This is a genomic window from Acinetobacter sp. BD54 (assembly GCF_044778325.1).
Taxonomy (GTDB): domain Bacteria; phylum Pseudomonadota; class Gammaproteobacteria; order Pseudomonadales; family Moraxellaceae; genus Acinetobacter; species Acinetobacter baumannii.
Map to the genome: position 1 here is coordinate 18,724 of NZ_JANJEP010000009.1, position 13,321 is coordinate 32,044.

A 13,321-nucleotide genomic window follows, 5' to 3' on the forward strand; every position below is an offset into this window, starting at 1 on the left:
TCTTTTATTAGTTCAGTCTTCATCATTTGCATTATGCAAGAAGACGAGTACGCATTTTTTCAAGCTTGTTAAGCGCAGAATCATCTATCACTTGATCGCCTGCACGAATTACAACACCTGCAATAAGCTCAGGTTTAACTTCAACTGAAACAGTTACTGTGCTGTTAAAACGCTTTTCTAAAGCAGATTTCAACAGTTGCTCTTGTTCAGCAGTTAACGGGAAAGCCGATTCAATCACGACATCCACATTGTTGTTATTCTGTGATTTAAGCTGTTCATATTCTGCTGCAATTTCAGGTAACAACACTAATCGATCGTTATCTGCAAGAAGTGTCAAAAAGTTAGACACTGCTTGAGACTGATCTTCACCTAAAACTTTAGCAAAAAGCTTCACTTGCTCCGCAGGAGTAAGTTCAGGGCGATTTAAATAAGCGGAAAATGCTTCGTCTTGCACCGCAGCACTGAGCACTTGTAACGCATTCGACCAATTGTCTGTTGCACCTTGCTCAGAAGCATAAGCAAATGCTGCTTTGGCATACGGACGTGCCAACGTCAAGAGTTCAGCCATAATTCGCCTCGCTTAAAGTTTAGCAGCCAGCTGAGACAGCATGGCGTTATGAGCTTCTGCATCAACTTGTTGGTTCAGGATCTTTTCTGCACCAGTTACTGCCAAGGCAGCTACTTGTTGACGTAATTCTTCGCGAGCAGAATTGATTTCTTGATCAACAGCTTCTTTAGCCTGTTGACGAATACGCTCACCTTCAGCCGCAGCTTGAGTACGAGCTTCTTCGATCAATTGCGCTGCACGACGGTTCGCTTGTTCGATCAATTGAGCCGCTTGTGCTTTAGCCGCATCAAGCTCTTGCTTTACTTGCGCTTGTGCATCGGCAAGGTCAGCTTTCGCTTTTTCTGCTGCATTTAAGCCATCAGCGATTTTGCGCTGACGCTCACTAATCGCATTGATTAGTGGTGGCCAAACAAACTTCATGCAGAATGCGACAAAAAACGCAAACGCAATCGCTTGACCAATCAATGTGAGGTTGATATTCATTGCAATTCCTCAAATAGTGGATTTAGGAATTAAGCTGATTAACCTACAAATGGATTAGCGAAGATGAAGAACAAGCCAATACCAACACCGATCATAGGCACAGCATCAAGAAGACCCGCGATTAAGAACATACGAGTTTGAAGTTGTGGAGCTAATTCTGGTTGACGAGCAACAGCTTCTAAAAAGCGACCACCCAAAAGACCAAAACCAATCGCAGTACCCAAAGCACCGAAAGCGATCAAGATAGCAGATGCAATTGCAACTAGACCTAAAGTGAGTTCCATGAAAAATTCCTCAGAGGTTAGGTTATTACCAAATTAAATTAAAAAAATTCAGCCCAACCATCGTTTGACAGTTAGGCAATACCATTAATGTTTTTCGCTTGCCATGCTCAAGTAAACGATGGTAAGCATCATAAAGATGAATGCCTGCAACGTGATTACAAGAATGTGGAAGATCGCCCAAGGCACAGATAACGCCCATTGAATCCAGAACGGCAATAATGCGATTAGGATAAAGATCAACTCACCGGCATACATGTTACCGAATAGTCGGAGAGCCAATGAAATAGGACGAGCAAGGAATGTTACCAATTCCAAAATCAAGTTCACTGGAATAAGCAACGCTTTTGCAACTGGATTACTTGGGTTAAATGGGTTAAGTGCCAACTCGCCTACGAAACCGCCAACACCCTTTTCGCGGATGCTGTAGAACAAGATAAGTACAAACACAGATAAAGACATACCAAGGGTAATGTTTGGATCTGTAGATGGAACGATCTTGAAGTAAACGTGGTGAGGGTCCATACCAAATACGTTAGCACCCACAAATGCAGCAACTTGAGGAATCCAGTCAACTGGGATCAAGTCCATTAAGTTCATGAGGAAAATCCACACGAAAATAGTGAGTGCAAGTGGAGCGATTAAACGTGATTTGCCATGAAAAGTATCACGGACACTTGAGTCAACAAACTCAATGATCATTTCAATTGCAGATTGGAACTTTGTTGGAACGCCAGCATTTGCAGCTCTCGCAACTATCCAAAATAACAAACAGAAAATCACACCAAGGCCAATTGACCAACCCATTGAATCCAAGTGAATTGCAGTGAACCCCATCGAATGAGCTTCTTCAGCAGTCTCAGCCAATTTCCATGTACCATCTGGCATTTTGCCATAGGTCATATTGGTCAAGTGATGCTTGATATACTCTGTCGAAGTGAGGGCATGTTCTTCAGCAGCCATAAATCACACCTGGTCAATGTCAATTACTAAAAAGAAGGGAAACGAACATCGGCGTACTGTCGATATCTCGCCACCCTCCAAAAAATCTTCAATTCTTCTTGTTTCTATACCCGTTTTTGTAGACGTGACACCCAAAAAGGAGCAACCCACGACATCGCTTGAACGAGAATAAAACCAAACAGCAATGCTAACGGTGATAAAGGTTTAACATTGCTCAAAATCAAAATAAATCCAACGATCATGATTGCAAATTTGCCTAACATGCCCCTATACATGTTAGACAGCACTTGTTTAGATGCTCTCGCACCTGCCGTTCTGAAGGATTGCCACGCAAAATAGCTCGTAGCAAGCCAGCAGACCAATGCACCAAGTGCCGCACTTAATGCTGCTGTCATGTCTTTTATGCTCCACGCCACAAGTGCGGAAACAGGGATCATGCATGCTTGTAAGAAGACCAAAGCTTTTGCTAATCGTCGGTCAATCAAGCGACTAGTTTGGCTCATTTTTATCCACTCACAGCATAAATGCTTGACAAGTTTAGCTGATGATCGCTTTTAATCGCAGGCATTATAGAGTTACACCCCTGAACATGCAATCTTTTCCCGACTTTAGTCGGGGTTTTTCGTGACAGGTGGTGCTGACGCTACAGTCAGCCTTTGTTTACTTTTTATCTCACTTTTGCGTATTTAATACACATTTATCAGTTTTTATCGCCAGTTTCTTCCATGCTGTTACAAAATTATCTTCATTATTCATACTTTCATCAACGGGTTGGAAGGTAATACTACCCAGTTTTTGATATTGCCCTTTTGTTGTAAAACTTTCAGCAAGTAAACACATCTGAGCTTTTGGTCGACTATCATTAAGGTACTTTATTTGTGCCGCTGTAGGAGCTACATGCGGATCATCCGTTAAGGCACCCGCAAACTTTAAGTTTAGCGAACGCTCCAAATATTGATAAGCATCATGATAAGACCAATACGGTTTACCGTTGCTTGAGCTATCGTAAGCTTGAGCCGCCTGCAACATATTTCGTGCAAATGTATTCGCATTATTCCAATACTTCGCTTTGTTCTCAGGATGCTGTTGTGAACGTAAAGCTGCAATAAAAAAGCCAATACGTACTGCATTGTTTGGTTCTAGCCAGACATGCGTATCCACAGTATTTGGTAGCGCAGCCCCACGTGTATTGCGCTGCGGCAAAATAGAAAGAATACCGCTATCTAACAAAGCAATTGCTTTCTTATTGTTACTTAGTAATTTGTTGAGTGGAGCTTCATGAGCTTTCCCCAACCAGATCACTAAAGAAGCATCATTAATTGCTTTACGGTGTGCCGGTGTTAACTGTACATCATGCCCACTTTGCCCTTGAAGCAATAACCGGGGTTCTTCAACTCCTTTGGTAATTTCTTTTGCAATCAAATAGATTGGGTGCGTAGAGACAACCAAACCCTGACTCCAACCTAACGTACTCATAAGAGAGAACATACTGAAAACAAAAACGCGGAACATGACAGACCATCAATTAGTAATAGCTCGAAGCATGTTATAATATAACAAAGTTACAAAAATACCTAAGATTAATCGAATGAAGCACCGCTTCATGCTAATATTCCATTAAAAATTTGAGGTTATGTCTATGAGTTCTTGCATGCATGAACATCATGATTCTTTGCATGGTGTACATGATCACCATAATGTCGCAAGTCGTTTAGCTGAAGCAGAAACTTTATGTACTGCGGTCGGTGCACGCCTTACGCCTTTGCGTAAAGAAGTTCTTGAACTCATTTTAAATGCTTCAGGTCCTATGGGTGCCTATGACTTATTAGCACGTATTAAAAGTCAAACAGATCGCCCTGCCGCCCCTCCTACTGTTTATAGAACTTTAGACTTTTTATTAGAAAAGGGTCTTATTCATCGCTTAACATCTATTAATGCTTATATACCATGCTGTCACCCACGTGAAGGTCATCAGGCTGCATTCCTGATTTGTACCGAATGTCACACGGTTAAAGAAGCATCTTCACAAGGTCTAACCCAACAACTTGACCAACTTGCAGCTTTAGACGATTTCGCAGCACAACACAGCATTATAGAAATTTCGGGGAAATGCCAGCAGTGCCGCACAGCTCGCTAAATCCTGTATTGATTCAACTTGAACAGGTCTCTGTTCATCGTGATCAACGGGATATATTAAAAAAAGTTGATTTTGCTCTGCATGAAAATGAAATTGTGACCTTAATTGGTCCCAATGGCGCAGGTAAATCAACTTTAATTAAAGTTCTACTTGGTATTTTAAAGCCAAGTAGTGGACGCGTCATAAGCAATAAAAAACTAAAAATGGCTTATGTGCCTCAGAAATTTAATCCATCTCATAGTCTTCCTTTACGGGTACAAGATTTATTAGATCTTGAAAAGTGTAGCCCTGCCCTTCGTCAGGAAATTATTCAAGACACCGGTATTGCCAAACTACAACAATCAAAAGTTCAGCAACTTTCTGGTGGAGAGCGCCAACGTGTACTGCTAGCACGTGCTTTACTTAGAAAGCCAGATATCCTCGTTCTTGATGAGCCCATGCAAGGCTTAGATATTCAATCAGAAGCTGAGCTTTATGAATATGTACGTAGTCTGCCGGAGCGTTATGGTTGTGCTATTTTAATTGTTTCCCATGATTTACAGTGGGTCATGCAGGGAACTCAACGCGTTGTCTGTTTAAACAAGCATATATGCTGTAGCGGCTTACCAGAAAGTATTCAGCAGCATCCTGAATACCAAGCAATATTCGGTACTCAGCGAGTTTTCTATCAACATCATCATGATCACTGTGCGCATGGTGACGCTGCATACCCCTGCCCTCACAATAGCAGACCTCACATTCACCCGGAACCGGAAGCTTAAGCCATGATGGAATGGTTACAATTATTGTTACCCGCATGGATTATGGGAACCTTATTAGTCTTTTTGACTGCACCACTTGGTTGTCTCATGCTATGGAGACGTATGTCTTTTTTTGCAGACACCATGGCACATGGAACCTTACTTGGGGTAGCAATTGCTGGTGCTTTAAGCCTTCCTCTCTGGCTTGGCGTAGCAGGTACTGCAATTTTATTAGTCGCTATTTTGTGGGCCTTACATGACAATCGTTTACCAAACGATGCTTTACTTGCCCTATGCTCAGCAACATTACTATGTAGTGGGCTTCTATTTATTCAGCATGTTCCAAGTTTAAGACCGGAGCTTTTAAGTTATTTGTTTGGTGACTTACTAAGTATTGATTGGCCAGACCTACCTGTTTTCACATTAATTATTGCAGTATCACTCGCCATTCTTTATCGCTATTGGCAATCACAAATTCAAATTGCAATTGATCCGGATATTGCGATTAGTGAAGGGGTAAATGCGAAATGGCAGCGTCTCATTTTTATGTTACTGCTAGCCTTATTTACCGTATTAGCTTTACGTGCAGTAGGTTCACTTTTAATGGGTGCTTTACTGGTTATTCCAGCATTGAGCGCTCGATTACTCGCTCACTCACCAAAGCAGATGGTTATTTGGGCCTTTGTTTTAGCTCAACTCGGTGTCAGTATTGGCCTATGGTCAAGCGCAGCACTTAATATCTCGACTGGCCTCAGTATTGTTTTATGTATGGCGTTGAGTTTTGCACTTATCTTTATGGTTCAAAAAATCAAAAATCAAACTCAAGCGGCCTAAATCAGGCTGCTTGATGGACCGTACTTAGCAATAACGCTGCACAACTAAACATGACAGCAAAACCACGGTTTAAATATTTTTGTTGCTTAGGAGAACGTAGCAATCTTAAAACTTTTGAAGCTAGCCCTGTATAACCAGCCATTACAATCAAATCAATCGTAACCATAGTGGCTGCCATAATCAGGTATTGTATCCATTGAGGTTTGCTTAAATCTAAGAACTGAGGCAAAACTGCCAATAGAAATACAATCGCTTTAGGGTTACTGATATTGACCACAAATCCATTTAACAGCAGAGCAGAAACAGATTTATCCTTTTTTTCGTGTTGAATTTCTATGTCTTTTACAGGTGCTGTCCACTGTAAATAAGCTAAATACAATAAATAGGCTACCCCGAACCACTTAACGGCTTGAAAAGCCAACGGGGTCGTTGCGAATAGAACACCTACACCCGCAGCTACAATCATGATTTGAATTAACAAGGCGATTTGCAAACCGATCGCATTCCAATAGCCATGTCTAAAGCCATAATTTAAGCCGCTCGACATAGAAGCAATTGCCCCTGCTCCCGGAGAAATACTAATGACCCAACAGGCCAACATATAAGCAAACCAAACTTGCAAAGACATAGCGAAATAGATAATAAAAGTGGAATTATACCGTTTTATAAAACTATCGTGGCGATAATTCAAACAATAAAATCAATAAATAGACTACTAACGGCTCTTCGCATCAGGCACAATAATTGAAGCTCATACTAAATTATAATTGAGGAGAGATCTTCTAATGACTGCTCAATCTGTCATTTTGCCATTACCATCTGATCATGCCCGTTTTATTGTTCTTCGTTTAAAAGATTTAACAATTGCTGAATTAAAAAAACAACTCGAAGCTTTATTCGAAACACGTGACCGTCTCATTACTCAACATTCAGACGCACAAATTAAGACAGCAGTCGCTTTTGGTCCAGAACTTTGGAAGCAACTTTACAGTCAATCTCCTGCTGGTTTTAAACAACTTGAACCAGAAAATGGCGCATTCAATATGCCAGTCGTACCAGCTGATGTGCTTATTCACATTGCCAGTATGCGTTCTGATATCTGTTTTGCATTAAGCCAAGCATTTTTTGAAGGGATTAAAGATAAAGTTGAGGTTCTGGATGAGCGTGTTTGCTTCCGTTATTTCGATGGTCGCGATATTACTGGCTTTATAGATGGTACTGAAAACCCTCAATTTCCAGATGACCGCGCAGAAACTGCTCTCCTCCCAGAAAGTGCTGGAGTATTTGCAGATGGTAGTTTCATATTTGCGCAGCGCTATGCACATGACTTGGAAAAATGGAAAAAACTTAAAGTCGATGCACAAGAAAATGTCATGGGCCGTACCAAGCTTGAATCTATTGAATTAGATGATGATGTTAAACCGGAAAATGCCCATGTCGCTCGTACTGTCGTTGAAGATGAGGAAGGCGAAGAAATGGAAATCCTACGTCACAGCTTACCTTATGGTGACGGTCGAGGTGATCAAGGTTTATTCTTCATTGCTTACACTAAAGACCTGAGCATTATTGATGCGATGTTAAAGCGCATGTTTGGTACAAGTGGGGATGGCATCCATGACCGCTTATTGCACTTCGTGACACCACTTGACGGGGCATATTACTTTGCACCAAGTGAAGAACTATTAGAAGAAATTTTAGAGGCTTAAAAGAAAAAAGAGGAGCTTAAGCTCCTCTTTTCACATTCTCATTCTTAGAAAGGAATACGCTTATATTTACGGTATTCTGGTTTCCAGAACGATTGATCAATCTTCTGTTTAAGCAAATCATCACTAATGGTTACAGCCACACCATCTGCCATTGCAGCTTTTGCCACTTCAAATGCAATCACTTTAGACACTTGTTGAATTTCACCTAAAGGTGGCAATAAATCAGCTTGTGGATCTTTCAGCAACGGTGAACAGTCTGCTAAAGCACTACTTGAAGCCATAAGCATGTTTTCTGTAACGCGTTTAGCACCTGATGCTACCACACCTAAACCAATACCAGGGAAGATGTATGAGTTGTTGCACTGCGAAATATTATAAAGCTTGCCGTGATGATTTACAGGTGCAAATGGGCTACCCGTTGCAATTAATGCTTTACCTTCAGTCCATTCCACAATATCTGCCGGTACAGCTTCTACACGCGAAGTCGGGTTAGATAACGGCATCACAATTGGTCGTTCACAATTGGCAGCCATGGTCTTAATAATTTCTTCGGTAAATAGGCCCGGCTGACCAGAAACACCGATTAATACTGTAGGCTTGGCATTTTTAACAACATCAAGCAGTGAAATCACTTCTTCAATATTGCCCCATTGGTCTACTACTTCAGCTTTTTGAGCTAACTTACGTTGGAAGTCTAATAGGTTTGGCTGATTTTCAGTGATCAAACCAAAACGATCTACCATGTAAACACGAGCACGTGCTTCAGCATCGGTTAGACCTTCTGAAACCATTTGTGCAACGATTTGCTCTGCAATACCACAACCAGCTGAACCTGCACCTAAGAAAGCAATTGTTTGGTCTTTTAATTGTTTACCTGCTGCACGGCTTGCAGCAATCAAACTACCAACAGAAACCGCTGCTGTTCCTTGAATATCATCATTGAAACAACAAATTTTATCGCGATATTTTTCTAAAAGTGGCATCGCATTTTTTTGTGCGAAATCTTCAAACTGGATGAGTGCTTTTGGCCAACGACGTTTTACAGCTTCAATCACCATATCTACGAAGTCATAATACTCATCACCACTAATACGTGGTTGACGCCATCCCATGTAGATCGGGTCATTTAATAATTGAGGGTTATTCGTCCCTACATCAATTGTGATTGGCAATGTGTAAGCAGGACTAATACCACCACATGCGGTATACAGCGAAAGTTTCCCAATTGGAATACCCATGCCACCAATGCCTTGGTCACCAAGACCTAAAATACGTTCACCATCTGTAATCACGATGACTTTGACATTATTTTTATTAACGTTTTGCAAAATATCATCAATCACATCACGATCTGGATATGAAATGAAAACACCACGATGACGGCGATAGATATCAGAGAAACGTTGACATGCCTCACCCACAGTTGGCGTGTAAATAATTGGCATCATCTCTTCAAGATGATTTTCAATTAAGTGGTAGAACAGAGTTTCGTTGGTATCTTGGATATTACGTAAATAGATGTGCTTATTAATATCATCATTGAAAGCACAATATTGCTGATAAGAGCGTTGGCTTTGCTCTTCGATAGTTTCAATAATATGTGGAAGTAACCCGTGTAAGTTAAAGTTACTTCTTTCTTCTTGAGTGAAAGCGGACCCTTTATTCAAAAGGGGTAACTCTAAAAGTGTATAGCCTGCATAAGGGATATAAAGGGGATGTTTACTTGGGTGACCTGATATCATTGCCTATCTCATTTTCCAGCTTAGAACTCAGAAAAGTACAGTTTCAGCACTCTCTAAAGCTCGTTGTATGCGTAAGCTTAAGACTATTTAATACAAAATAGGTATTTTAAACTGTGATATTGAAATTAAATACTATTTAGAAAAAACATATAACAAAATTAATATTAAAAATTAATTGCTTACATTTTTCATATTTTTTTAAATTATTCTTTCTCAACTCTATATCTGACTTAGAATCTTATATTTTTACCCTATCTTACATTTCCATAAAAAATACCAAGTGTTTTACTATCTTATAATTTCAAAAATATTACCTAAAAAGCCTGTATTTACGTATTTTTAGAATTTAATTATGTTCATTTTTTAATATTTACAAAAAAAATAGTTCTCGGAAACTTCAAGAAAGAAATTAAATGAAAGCGTTAAATGCACTCCCCTAACTCATAGGAAATTTGCTATATTTGACGTTTTTCTGCGACATCTATTTTCGATTGATATGAATACGGCAATACAAGCAGCTCTCGACCATGCAGTGCAAACCCTTCAGCAAGAAGGTGTGCTTCCTTCGGATTGGAATAATTCAAGCAATTTAACACGCACCAAAGACCGAAGCCATGGCGACTTTGCTTCTAATATTGCCATGATCGGCTCTAAAGCTGCTGGTATGAAACCACGCGATTTAGCTGAGAAAATTCTAGCAGCGCTACCAGAAGTTGCAGACATCAGCAAAGCTGAAATTGCAGGCCCTGGTTTTATCAATTTCTTTTTAAATGCAGATCAACGTTTTGCAATTCTTGACCAGATTCAGGCTCAAAAAGAAAGCTTTGGTCGTAGCCAATCAAATGCAGCTAAAAAGATTCAAGTTGAATTCGTTTCTGCAAACCCGACGTCTAGCCTACACGTAGGTCATGGCCGCGGGGCTGCTTATGGTATGACTGTTGCAAACTTGCTTGAAGCAACAGGTGCTAAAGTTGATCGCGAATATTATGTAAATGATGCTGGCCGTCAAATGGATATTTTGGCGACTTCTACTTATTTACGTTATTTGGAATTACTTGGACAAAACCTTGTATTCCCTAAAAATGCATATCAAGGCGATTACGTTAAAGAAATCGCACAAGGCATCATTGATAAAGATGGCGATGCTTACGTTCATGAAGTTGCGAATGTTTATAAAGATGTACCAGAAGACGTACAATATGCTGAAGAGCTAGATAGCGAAGGCAACAAAGTCGTATTATCTGGCGACAAAGAAAAACACATTGACGGTCTTATTGCCAACTCACAACAATTATTAGGTGAAGGCTACCGCGTATTCCATCAGGCAGCACTTCATGCCATTTTAGATGATATTAAAGATGACCTTGCTGACTTCGGCGTAACCTTTAACCAATGGTTTAGTGAAGCATCTCTTAGCGCAAAAATTGACGAAGCGTTAGAAACACTTGATCAACGCGGCTTCTTATATGAAAAAGATGGCAACATCTGGTTTAAATCGACTGAATTTGGTGATGAAAAAGACCGTGTTGTGAAGCGCCGTAATGGTCAAACAACTTACTTTGCATCTGACATTGCATATCACTTAAATAAACTACAACGTGGTTATACTGACCTTGTTGATATTTGGGGTTCTGACCACCACGGTTATATCTCTCGCGTAAAAGCTGCGATTGATGCAATGGGTTATGACTCGAAAAAATTAACTGTTCTTTTAGTTCAGTTCGTAAGCTTATGGCGCGGTGGTGAGATGGTTCAAATGTCATCTCGTTCAGGTCAGTTCGTGACTTTACGTGACTTGCGTAAAGAAGTCGGCAATGATGCAGCTCGTTTCTACTACGTGATGCGTAAAAGTGAACAACACATTGACTTTGACCTTGACCTTGCTGTTTCACAAAGTAAAGACAATGCGGTGTATTATATTCAATACGCTCATGCACGTATTTGCCGTATGCTAGAAAAAGCAGCAAGCACTGGCTTACAATTTGAAGTAAGTGCTGCTCGTTCACATGCTGCACGTTTATCACTTGATGCAGAAACTGAAATTCTTGCTAAACTGGCTGCATATCCAGACGTTGTGTTACGTGCTGCTAATGCATATGAACCACACCAAGTAGGTAACTACTTAAAAGAATTAGCTGCGCTATTCCACGGTTGGTACAATGAACACAAAGTTTTAAGTGATGATGCTGAACTTACACAAGCACGCTTATTACTTTCAATCAATGTACAGCAAGTATTGCGCAATGGCTTAGAATTACTCGGTGTTTCTGCACCTGAAGCCATGTAAGTTAGTGTTGGGGTGTTTGGTCAAAGCCATATACCCCTTCATGTTGTAAGAAATAACGCTTTGCAAGGAAATCTATCTATGCGAAGCGATGTTTTAAAGTAAACGAGAACTAAACTCGAAATAAAACAATCAAAATACAGAGGAATAATCCACGTGTTTGGCAAAACGCAACGCGGTGTATCTGAAAGACCTAACAAGCCTAAAAAGCCTTTAATTCCTAAATGGTTAGGGACACTTGTCGCTATTTTAGCGGTCTTATGTATCGCAGTAATGCTCATGCTTTGGAAACCGTGGCAACCTGTTTCTTCAAAAAACCAGATTACTTCTGAGCACTATAAAGAAGAAGAAACTAATAAAGATTACCGCTTTTATGATCTATTGCCTCAACAGCAGGTCACTCCTATTCCGGAACAGGCAATTCCAGAAAGTAAAAATCAGGGTACTGCCATGATTGTAGAAGCTCCTAGTACAGCTCAACCTGCCGCTTCTGAACCTGCAAGTGTAAGCACTGACGACACTACTGACTCAACAGCTGCTATACCTCAACAACCAAATTATATTTTACAAGTTCGAAGCTATACTGACCCCGATCAAGCAGATGCTCGACGTGCAGAAATCATTTTAAATGGCTTATCGGCTGATGTAATTAAAAGCTCTGAGAATGGAAAAACTTGGTATCGTGTTATTTCTGGTCCATATGACACTCAAGAAGCTGCTCTCGCTGCTCAACAAACATTGCAGCATAGCGGTATTGACTCTATTGTGATTAAACGCAGATAAAGATTAAGCAATAAAAAAGGAACAAATATTTGTTCCTTTTCTTTTATATATCAGCACAATTTCTTTCGTTTGACCCTAAACCTTTCTGTCTCGCTTTTTGAAAAGCTGGTCTTTGCTGAATCCGATGTAAGAATGCTTGAATGTGCGGATATTTACCTTGAAGACGTGACTGTAGAGCCTCTAGTGGAAAACTCATTTGAATATCTGCAAATGAAAAATCCCCCGCAAAATATTCATGCTCAGCCAAATAATTTTCTAAAAAACTAATATGGTCTTTCATACGTGGACGAACAAAATTTGCTTTAACCCCTTCTGTAATTTTCTTTGCCACAGGCTGAATTAGCCAAGGTACATGTTTATTGACGTTGTTCATGACCAAAGTCATCACTAATAACGGCATAAGTGAGCCTTCGGCATAGTGCATCCAGTAAATATACTGCTGTAAATCCTGAGCTTGCTTAGGTTTAAACTGCTGCTTTTGATCATATCGCTGCTGCAAATACTCTAAAATAACAGCCGATTCCGCGATAACTTGCTCATCATCTGTCAAAATAGGTGCCTTGCCAAGCGGATGAATACATTTCAATGTTTCTGGTGCTGAATAGTTCGGAAGACGTTGATAAAAATGAATATCATAATCCAAGCCTAACTCTTCTAAAGCCCATAAAATCCGAAACGATCGCGAACATTCCAGGTGGTGTACACTAATCATGGTATTGCCTACTTTTATTTTTCTTTTTTACATAAAAAACAGCATGTGAACATGCTGTTTTATTCCATTTGTGGGATGGATATAAATC

The 13,321-nt window shown here is 40.2% G+C and carries 15 protein-coding genes; 6 read left to right on the top strand and 9 right to left on the bottom strand.

Annotation, left to right across the window (positions count from 1 at the left end):
• Nucleotides 1–31 precede the first annotated feature (31 nt).
• The 6 genes from NQ782_RS14555 to NQ782_RS14580 all read right to left on the bottom strand — a co-directional run bounded on the left by NQ782_RS14555 (nucleotide 32) and on the right by NQ782_RS14580 (nucleotide 3,807).
• Nucleotides 32–568 (bottom strand): F0F1 ATP synthase subunit delta, encoded by a 537-nt coding sequence (locus tag NQ782_RS14555; RefSeq protein WP_000818995.1) that lies wholly within the window; start codon nucleotides 566–568, stop codon nucleotides 32–34.
• A gap of 12 nt (nucleotides 569–580) precedes the next feature.
• Entirely contained in the window at nucleotides 581–1,051 is a 471-nt protein-coding gene (locus NQ782_RS14560) for a F0F1 ATP synthase subunit B (protein ID WP_001024691.1), read from the bottom strand.
• A 38-nt stretch (nucleotides 1,052–1,089) separates the two neighbouring features.
• Nucleotides 1,090–1,335 (bottom strand): F0F1 ATP synthase subunit C, encoded by a 246-nt coding sequence (atpE, locus tag NQ782_RS14565; RefSeq protein ID WP_000424060.1) that lies wholly within the window; start codon nucleotides 1,333–1,335, stop codon nucleotides 1,090–1,092.
• Between the two features lie 84 nt (nucleotides 1,336–1,419).
• On the bottom strand, nucleotides 1,420–2,295 hold the full coding sequence (atpB, locus tag NQ782_RS14570) for a F0F1 ATP synthase subunit A (RefSeq protein WP_000718586.1): 876 nt from the start codon (nucleotides 2,293–2,295) through the stop codon (nucleotides 1,420–1,422).
• A gap of 104 nt (nucleotides 2,296–2,399) precedes the next feature.
• A complete protein-coding gene (locus NQ782_RS14575) occupies nucleotides 2,400–2,798 on the bottom strand; it encodes an ATP synthase subunit I (RefSeq protein ID WP_000084237.1) in 399 nt (132 codons plus the stop codon).
• 169 nt (nucleotides 2,799–2,967) lie between these two features.
• Entirely contained in the window at nucleotides 2,968–3,807 is an 840-nt protein-coding gene (locus NQ782_RS14580; protein ID WP_000490212.1) for a metal ABC transporter substrate-binding protein, read from the bottom strand.
• Nucleotides 3,808–3,934: 127 nt separating this feature from the next.
• Here NQ782_RS14580 and NQ782_RS14585 point away from each other — a divergent pair, with 127 nt between their 5' ends.
• The 3 genes from NQ782_RS14585 to znuB are packed head-to-tail and all read left to right on the top strand — an operon-like array spanning nucleotide 3,935 to nucleotide 6,006.
• Nucleotides 3,935–4,432 (top strand): transcriptional repressor, encoded by a 498-nt coding sequence (locus NQ782_RS14585; protein ID WP_000093118.1) that lies wholly within the window; start codon nucleotides 3,935–3,937, stop codon nucleotides 4,430–4,432.
• Nucleotides 4,405–5,193 (top strand): zinc ABC transporter ATP-binding protein ZnuC, encoded by a 789-nt coding sequence (gene znuC, locus NQ782_RS14590; RefSeq protein WP_057093502.1) that lies wholly within the window; start codon nucleotides 4,405–4,407, stop codon nucleotides 5,191–5,193. Before NQ782_RS14585 ends, znuC begins: the two co-directional genes overlap by 28 nt.
• 3 nt (nucleotides 5,194–5,196) lie before the next feature.
• Nucleotides 5,197–6,006: a zinc ABC transporter permease subunit ZnuB gene (gene znuB, locus NQ782_RS14595; RefSeq protein WP_031999988.1), complete on the top strand. Its 810-nt coding sequence runs from the start codon at nucleotides 5,197–5,199 to the stop codon at nucleotides 6,004–6,006.
• A gap of 1 nt (nucleotide 6,007) precedes the next feature.
• Here the strand turns inward: znuB and NQ782_RS14600 are convergent, their stop codons facing one another.
• Entirely contained in the window at nucleotides 6,008–6,634 is a 627-nt protein-coding gene (locus tag NQ782_RS14600) for a LysE family transporter (protein WP_000058354.1), read from the bottom strand.
• Nucleotides 6,635–6,791: 157 nt separating this feature from the next.
• Here NQ782_RS14600 and NQ782_RS14605 point away from each other — a divergent pair, with 157 nt between their 5' ends.
• Nucleotides 6,792–7,712, top strand: a complete 921-nt coding sequence (locus NQ782_RS14605; protein WP_000126815.1) for a Dyp-type peroxidase — start codon at nucleotides 6,792–6,794, stop codon at nucleotides 7,710–7,712.
• Nucleotides 7,713–7,756: 44 nt separating this feature from the next.
• Here NQ782_RS14605 and NQ782_RS14610 read toward each other — a convergent pair whose 3' ends face one another.
• A complete protein-coding gene (locus NQ782_RS14610) occupies nucleotides 7,757–9,454 on the bottom strand; it encodes an NAD-dependent malic enzyme (protein ID WP_000623101.1) in 1,698 nt (565 codons plus the stop codon).
• Nucleotides 9,455–9,950: 496 nt separating this feature from the next.
• Here NQ782_RS14610 and argS point away from each other — a divergent pair, with 496 nt between their 5' ends.
• On the top strand, nucleotides 9,951–11,741 hold the full coding sequence (gene argS, locus NQ782_RS14615; protein ID WP_001090280.1) for an arginine--tRNA ligase: 1,791 nt from the start codon (nucleotides 9,951–9,953) through the stop codon (nucleotides 11,739–11,741).
• Nucleotides 11,742–11,894: 153 nt separating this feature from the next.
• Nucleotides 11,895–12,521, top strand: a complete 627-nt coding sequence (locus NQ782_RS14620) for an SPOR domain-containing protein (RefSeq protein ID WP_000467262.1) — start codon at nucleotides 11,895–11,897, stop codon at nucleotides 12,519–12,521.
• A gap of 43 nt (nucleotides 12,522–12,564) precedes the next feature.
• On the opposite strand, the gene NQ782_RS14625 is transcribed toward NQ782_RS14620, so the two are convergent.
• Nucleotides 12,565–13,233 carry a glutathione S-transferase gene (locus tag NQ782_RS14625; protein WP_000626445.1) on the bottom strand — a complete coding sequence of 223 codons (669 nt, stop codon included), beginning with the start codon at nucleotides 13,231–13,233 and terminating at the stop codon, nucleotides 12,565–12,567.
• Nucleotides 13,234–13,321: the final 88 nt, after the last annotated feature.